The sequence below is a fragment of the Streptomyces sp. CO7 genome, from assembly GCF_053474865.1.
On sequence record NZ_JBRIOU010000002.1, the window covers coordinates 1,069,714 to 1,076,935 of the forward strand.

The 7,222-nt window shown below is 73.9% G+C and carries 5 protein-coding genes and 1 pseudogene; all 6 read left to right on the top strand.

The window, feature by feature from the left end; all coding sequences use genetic code 11:
- Positions 1–1,674 (top strand): annotated as a pseudogene (locus ACOV8S_RS06855) (DUF6531 domain-containing protein); the annotation flags it as partial.
- 49 nt (positions 1,675–1,723) lie between these two features.
- Complete coding sequence (locus ACOV8S_RS06860) at positions 1,724–2,128, top strand: allene oxide cyclase barrel-like domain-containing protein (protein ID WP_448316709.1); 405 nt, start codon at positions 1,724–1,726, stop codon at positions 2,126–2,128.
- A gap of 55 nt (positions 2,129–2,183) precedes the next feature.
- Entirely contained in the window at positions 2,184–3,218 is a 1,035-nt protein-coding gene (locus tag ACOV8S_RS06865; protein ID WP_448316710.1) for a 3-oxoacyl-ACP synthase III family protein, read from the top strand.
- 4 nt (positions 3,219–3,222) lie between these two features.
- Positions 3,223–5,337, top strand: a complete 2,115-nt coding sequence (locus ACOV8S_RS06870; RefSeq protein ID WP_448316711.1) for an HAD-IIIC family phosphatase — start codon at positions 3,223–3,225, stop codon at positions 5,335–5,337.
- Positions 5,334–6,116, top strand: a complete 783-nt coding sequence (locus ACOV8S_RS06875) for a 2-oxo acid dehydrogenase subunit E2 (RefSeq protein ID WP_448316712.1) — start codon at positions 5,334–5,336, stop codon at positions 6,114–6,116. Before ACOV8S_RS06870 ends, ACOV8S_RS06875 begins: the two co-directional genes overlap by 4 nt.
- Positions 6,113–7,195, top strand: coding sequence for an alpha/beta hydrolase (locus tag ACOV8S_RS06880; protein WP_448316713.1), 1,083 nt, complete (start codon positions 6,113–6,115; stop codon positions 7,193–7,195). The genes ACOV8S_RS06875 and ACOV8S_RS06880 overlap by 4 nt, the downstream gene beginning before the upstream one ends.
- Positions 7,196–7,222: the final 27 nt, after the last annotated feature.

Below are 7,222 nucleotides of genomic sequence, written 5' to 3' on the forward strand. Positions count from 1 at the left end.
CGCACCTACCATCCCGGGCACGGCGCGATCGCCACCCGGACCGACGGGAACGGCGCCGTCACCGCCTACGAGCACGACGCACACGGCGACCTGGTGGCGGTGGCGCCGCCCGCCCCGCTCGGGCGCACCGAGTACCGCCGCGACGCGCTGTCCCGGATCACCGGCGTGCGGGCCGGCAACGGCAGGAGCACCGGCTACCGGCACGACGCGGCGGGCAGACTGACCGAGGTCGTCGACGAGGACTCCGGGCAGTCCCTGCTCACCCTCACCCGCGACGGGTTCGGCCGCGTGGTCCGCAAGGCAGGCCCCGGCTGGGCGTACGACTTCCGGTGGGCGGCCACGCCCGCCGGCAGCCGGCTCCTGGCGACGGTGCGCACGGCGGGCGACGAACGCGAGGAGGCCGCCGCCGCCTACGACGCGGCGGGCTCCCTCACCTCGGTGACCTGGGCCGGCGGCACCACCCGTTACGTCCTCGACGCGGCGGGGCGCCCGGAGGCAGTCGTCACCCCCTCCGGCAGGACGGCCCGGCTCCGCCGCGACGCCGCGGGACGTCCGACCGGCGTGGACTTCGGGCGCGGATCCCAGACGATCCGGTACGACGGCGCGGGGCGCAGGACCGCCCTCACGGTCTCCGACGCATCCGGACGCACCGTGCTGAGCGAGGAGTACGGCTACGACTCCGGCAGCGGCGCCGACAGCGACGTGCTGCGGTGCACCGTCTCCGACGGCGAGTTCACCAGCTACGCCTACGACGGACTCAAGCGGCTGGCGCGCGCCGGCGACACCGAGTACGGCTACGACGCCGCCCACCACCTGGTGCGCCTCGGCGACGTCCGCTTCACGCTCAACCCGGCCGGGCAGGTCATCCGCTTCGGCGAGACGGAGTTCGCGTACGACGGCGCGGGCAACTTCACCGAGGAGACCAACCCGACCGGTGCCTTCACCTACAGCCCCACCCACCAGACGCTGACCGGGGTCTTCGGCGGCCGGCAGGTGGTGGACATCTCCTACGACGGACTGGGCCAGGAGACGCCCCGCCGGATCACCGAGACCACCGTCGAGGGCGACACCGTCACCCACGTGCTGACGCACAGCCCGCTGGGCGTCCTGCGCGTCACCGACGACGGCGTCCCCACGGACTTCGTGCGGACGCCCGACGGCGCCCTCCTCGCGGTGGTGACCGCCGACGGACGTCACTACTGGGCCGTCACCGACCAGCGGGGATCGGTGCTGGCGCTGCTGGACGAGGAGGGCGCGCTCGCCGCCCGGTACCGCTACACCCCGCACGGCGCCGTCACCGCGGTCGGCCCGGCCGCGGCCGTCAACCCGTTCCGCTACCGGGGCGCCTACCAGCTGCTGCGCAGCGCCCACGTGCTCGACCACCACCTCTACAACGGGTACTGGGGCCGGTTCACCCAGCCCGACCCGACCGGCCGGCAGTACGCGCCGTACACCTTCAGCGACAACGACCCCCTGAACAGCGGGACATGGACCCGGCACGACTTCTGGTCCGTCCTCGCCCGCCCCCACGAGCCGGCCGCGGAGGTCTTCCTGCCCGGACCGCCGGGCCCCGGCGAGGACGCCGCGGCCGTGCTCACCGGAGCCGGGGCGGTCCCCGACGCGACGCCGCCCGTCGCCGGCCCCGCTGCGTCCCCGACCCTCCACCGCCCCTGAGCCCTTCCACCGGCGCACCCGAAGCTCCATCACCCCCGAGAGGACCGACATGGCTGACCAGATCGTGCTGCGCGTGCCCAAGGAGATCGTCGTGAAGGTGGTCGACGACGTGGACGTCGCCGACCCGCAGACCGGGCAGACCGGCACCTTCGACGACGAGCTGTACGACGAGACGGGCCGGCAGATCGGCACCTCGCACGGCTCGTTCCGCATCACCTACGTACGCCCCGGCGACGGCGGCCTGATGACGTACTACACCGAGGACATCACCCTCGAGGACGGCACCATCCACGCCGAGGGCTGGGCCGACTTCAACGACGTCCGCACCAGCGAGTGGGTGTACTACCCCGCCACCGGCACCTCGGGCCGCTACGCCGGGCTGACCGGCTTCCGCACCTGGCGCATGACCGGGGTACGGGCCTCCGCCGAGGCCCGGATCCTGCTGTCCGACTGATCCCGCCGTCCGACCGAGCGACGGACGCGACGACCACGCACAGAGAGGTCCCACGATGACCGGTCGGGACGTGTACATCCGTTCGGCGGCCTCGGCGCTGCCGGGCCCGCCCGTCGACAACGCCGCCCTGGCCCGGCGCCTGGGCATGGACGCGCTGTGGGAGCAGTGGGTCGACGTGTTCATCGGCACCGCCTCCCGCCATCTGGCCCTCGACCTGGAGTCCGGCGAGGTCACCGGCACGCTGGCCGACCTCGCCACCCGGGCCGGCCGGTCCGCGCTGGCCGCCGCCGGGACCGGGCCCGACGAGGTGGACGCGGTGGTGCTGGCCACCGCGACACCGGACCGGCTCATGCCGGCCACCGTCAACATCGCCGCCGACCTGCTCGGCATCGACGGGGTGCGCACCTTCCAGCTCCAGTCCGGCTGTTCCGGCGCCGTGCAGGCACTGGACCTCGCCCGACAACTGCTGGTCAGCGGGTCCGCCGAGACGGTCCTGGTGCTGGGCGGGGACGTGATCGCCCGGTTCTTCGACGTCGAACGCGACCTGCGCACGGCGGCCCCGGCCGAGCTCGTGAACTACGTCCTGTTCGGCGACGCGGCCGGAGCCGCGGTCCTGAGCATCCGGCCGGCGCCCGGCGCCGCCCTGCTGCGCCAGGTGTTCACCCGCCTCGTGGGGCTGGGCCGCGAACCGGGAGCGGTCCTCGAGTGGTTCGGCCCCGCCGACCGCGACACGGAGAGGCCCGCGGCCACCGAGGACTACAAGGCGATCGAGAAGCACGTGCCGGAGATGACCGAGGAGGTGCTGGCGGAGCTGCTCGACGCGGCCGGCTGGACCTCGGAGGACGTCGACGTCCTGCTGCCGCCCCAGCTGTCGGGCCGCATGACCGGCCTGATCACCGAACGGCTCGGCCTGCCCAGGGCCCAGGCCGTCACCTGCGTCGACCAGGTCGGCAACTGCGGCAACGCCATCGTCTTCCTCCAGCTGGAGCGCGCCCTGGCCGGAGCGCTCGGACCGGGCCGGCGGGCGGTGGGCGTGTCCATCGAGTCCAGCAAGTGGATCAAGGCCGGTTTCGCCCTGGAAGGACGCTGACGACGTGAGCGACGACCTGAGCGAACTCACCCGTCTCCACCGGGACGGCAGCCTGGCCGCCCACTACCCGCGGGTGCGCGGGCTGCTGGCGGAGCTCACCGGGGACCCTCTCGCCAGGGCGGGACGGCTGCTCGCCCGGCTCGATCCCGACGACGTCCTGGCCGCGCACCCCGGCACCCCGGCTCCGCTCCTGGCGCTGACCGGGCACGGCACCCTGACCGGCGCGGTGCCGGCCCTCACCGCGGAGCTGGCCCGGCACGGGCTGCCGGCCCGGATCCGCCTCTCCCCGTTCGACAGCTGGGTCTTCGACCTGGTCGACCCGGCGAGCGAGCTGTACGCCGCACGACCCGACCTGGTGCTGTGCCTCCTGGACCCGGCGACCGTCACCGACGACCTGCCGACACCGTGGGGCGCCGACGACGTCGGACGCGTGCTGGAGGAGAAGCTGGGCCTGCTGGAACGGGCGGCAGAGGTGTGCGCCACAGCGGCCCCCGGCGCCACCCTGGTGCTCAACACCCTGCCGCTGCTCCAGGAGACGCAGGCCCAGCTGCTCGACCTGCGGGCGCGGGCACGGCTGGGCGCGCTGTGGCGGCGGGCCGAGGCGCGGCTGCTGGACCTGGCCGACCGCCACCCGCACGTGGTGGTCGTCGACCTGCTGCCCCTGCTCGGCCGAGGGGTGCCGGTGAGGGACGTGCGGCAGAGCGTCTACGCGCGCGCCCACCTCTCCGACGCACTGCTCGCCGCCTACGCCCGCGAGGTGGGGCACCTGGCGCGCCTGTCCACGGGCGGCGCGAAGAAGGTGCTCGCCCTCGACCTGGACAACACGGTCTGGGGAGGTGTCCTCGGCGAGGTCGGCCCGGACGGCATCGAGACCGACGGCGGCTACCGCGGCGAGGCCTTCCGGCGCTTCCAGCTGGTGGTGCGGCAACTGGCGGCCCAGGGCGTCCTGGTCACCGCGGTCAGCAAGAACGACCTCGAACCGGTGGAGAAGACGCTCAGGGAACACCCCCGGCTGGCACTGCGCGAGGAGGACTTCGTGCGGATCAGGGCCAACTGGCGTCCCAAGCACGAGAACATCGCCGAACTGGCCGCCGAACTCAACCTGGGCGCCGACAGCTTCGTCTTCGTCGACGACAGCTCCTTCGAACGCGGCCTGGTGCGGCGGGAACTACCGGGCGTCGCGGTGGTGGCGGTCGACGAGGAGCCGGCGCTGCACCCGCAACGACTTCTCGAGGACGGCTGGTTCACGGCCAGGGAACTGACCGAGGAGGACCTGGTACGGCCCGCCCGCTACCGCGAGGAGCGCAGCCGGCAGGACTTCCTGCACCTTCGACTCCCTCGACGGCTACCTGCGCGAGCTGGACACCACGGTGACCGTGGCCCCTGCCGCACCCGAGGAATACGCCAGGATCTCCCAGATCACCTTGCGCACCAACCAGTTCAACCTCACCACCCGGCGGCTCCAGCCCGCCGACGTGCGCGCCCTGGCCACCGACCCGGCGGCCCTGGTGCTCGGCGTCCGCGCCGCGGACCGCTTCGGCGACCACGGACTGGTCGGCGCCGTGCTGCTGCGGCAGGACGGCGAGGCGCTGACCGTCGACAACTTCCTGCTCAGCTGCCGGGTCTTCTCCCGCGGCATCGAACAGACGGTGCTGCACGCGGTCCTGCGGCACGCCCGCGACAACGGGCTGCGGGAGGTGCGCGCCGCCTACCGCCGTACCCCGAGGAACGGCAAGGTCGCCGACTTCCTCCCGCGCGGCGGATTCACGGCCACCACGGCCACGGACGAGGAGACCCTCCTCCGCCACGACCTGGCCGAACTGCCCGAGGCCGCGCCACACATCCGTCTCACCGCGCGCTTCGACCGCGCAACCGGCGAAGGGGACACTCCGTGAAGACCGTCGAGGACTACGTCGAGCTGCTGCGCGACGAACTCGCCCTGCCCGTGACGGCCGACGACATCGGCCGCCCACTGGACGAGGTGACGGCCTGGGACTCGGTGCACCTGCTCACCCTGTGCACCCTGCTGGAACGGGAGACCGGGCGGCCCCTGTCGCTGGCCGACGTCCTGGAGGCGCCCAGCCTGGAGGCCGTCTACCGGCTGGCGGTGGCGCCGTGAGCGGACCGCCCCCCGAGGTGCGGGAGGAGGCGCCGCCCCGGCAGCGGCGCCACACGCTGTTCTTCCTGGAGGTGATCCGCGACTTCTCGCCCGTCTTCCTCGACACCGAGGTGGACATGACCGGCGTCCTCGCCCACCGCGCGGCGGTCGCGCGCGACGAGGGCCGGCGGTACGGCACCGTCACCTACGTGCTGCACGCGGCCGGTCGGGTCCTGGCCCGGCACCCGGACGCGAACGCCGCGGTCCGCGGCGGGCACCGCAGGGGGCTGCCGCGCGTCGCCCACTACCCCTTCGTCAACGGCAAGGTGGCGCTCGACAGCACCCTGGAGGGCCGTCGGGTGGTGCTCGGCGCCGTCGTCCCCGACGTGCACGAGGCCGGACTGGACGAGATCCAGAACCACCTGGACCGGGTGCGGAAGGGCGATCCGGAGCGGCTGCCGGAGTTCGAGGGGATCCGGCGGCTGCACCGGCTGCCCTGGGCGGAGGCCCGCAAGCAGTTCCGGCGGGCCGCCGACTCGCTGGCGTTGCGCCCCCACGTGAACGGCACCTTCGCGGTGACCTCGCTGGGGCACCGCGCGGTGGACGCCTTCCACTCGGTGGGCGGCACCACCACCACGTTCGGGGTGGGCCGGATCCTGGACCGCCCGGTGGTGCGGGAGGGCGGCGTCGCGGTGGCCCCCGTGATGCGGCTGAGCCTGTCCTTCGACCACCGGGTCATCGACGGGGCCGAGGCGGCGGACGTGCTGACCGAGGTCAAGGAGGCGCTGGAGGGCGTATGAACGACATCGCCGAGCTGAAGAACTTCGTGGTGGCGCACACCCGTTCGCAAGGGCTCCCTGCCGCCTACTACGACCCGCTGCTGGCCCGGATCCGCGACGACGGCGACGGCGTCCCCGGGTCCTGGGCGGGGGAGTGGTCGGCGGAGGCGGCGCGGCTGGAGGCGGAGGGCAAGCTCCTCGAGGCCAGCGTGCACTGGAACATGGCGCGCTTCCCCTTCGTGGACGGGCCGGCCCGGCAGGCGGCGCTCGACCGGTGCGTGGCCGCCTTCGACGCCTGGCGCGGGCAGTTCCCCGCGATCCAACGGCTCGACGTCGAGCTCCCCGAGGGGCGCGTCCGCTGCTGGACCACCGGACTGGACGCGGCCGATCCCAAGCCGCTGCTGGTCATGACCGGCGGCATCGTGTCCGTGAAGGAGCAGTGGGCGCCGGTGCTGCTCCAGCTCGGCGCCCTCGGCTTCGCCGGGGTGGTCACCGAGATGCCCGGCGTCGGGGAGAACACGCTGCCCTACCGGGGGGACAGCTGGCGCATGTACCCGGCGCTGCTCGACGCCGTCGGCGGACGCGCCGAGGTCTCCCGCACCTACGCGCTGGCGCTCAGCTTCAGCGGCCACCTGGCGCTGCGGGCCGCCCTGCACGACGCGCGGATCCGGGGAGTGGTGGGCGCCGGAATGCCGGTGCACGACTTCTTCACCGACGCCGACTGGCAGCGCACCGTGCCCCGGGTGACGACGGACACCCTGGCCCACCTGACGGGCTCCCCGCCCGAGGAGGTGTACGCAGTGATCAAGGACTGGGCGCTGGCTCCGCGGGAGCTGGGCGCGCTGCGCGTCCCCGTCGCCCACGTCACCAGCCTGCGGGACGAGATCGTCCCGCCCGGCGACGCGGCGCTGCTGCGCGACCGGGTGCCCGGGGTCCGGCTGCTGGCCCACGACGACGTGCACGGCTCGCCGCGCTTCTTCGCCCAGACACGGCTGTGGACGCTGCTGTCGGTGCTGCGGATGCGCGGCGGACACGCCGAGCAACGCCTGGCGCTCACCCGCGAGTTCGCCCGGCTGCGCTACGGCGGGGGACGGGGGTGAGCGCCAGGCGTTGCTCGGCGTGTCCGC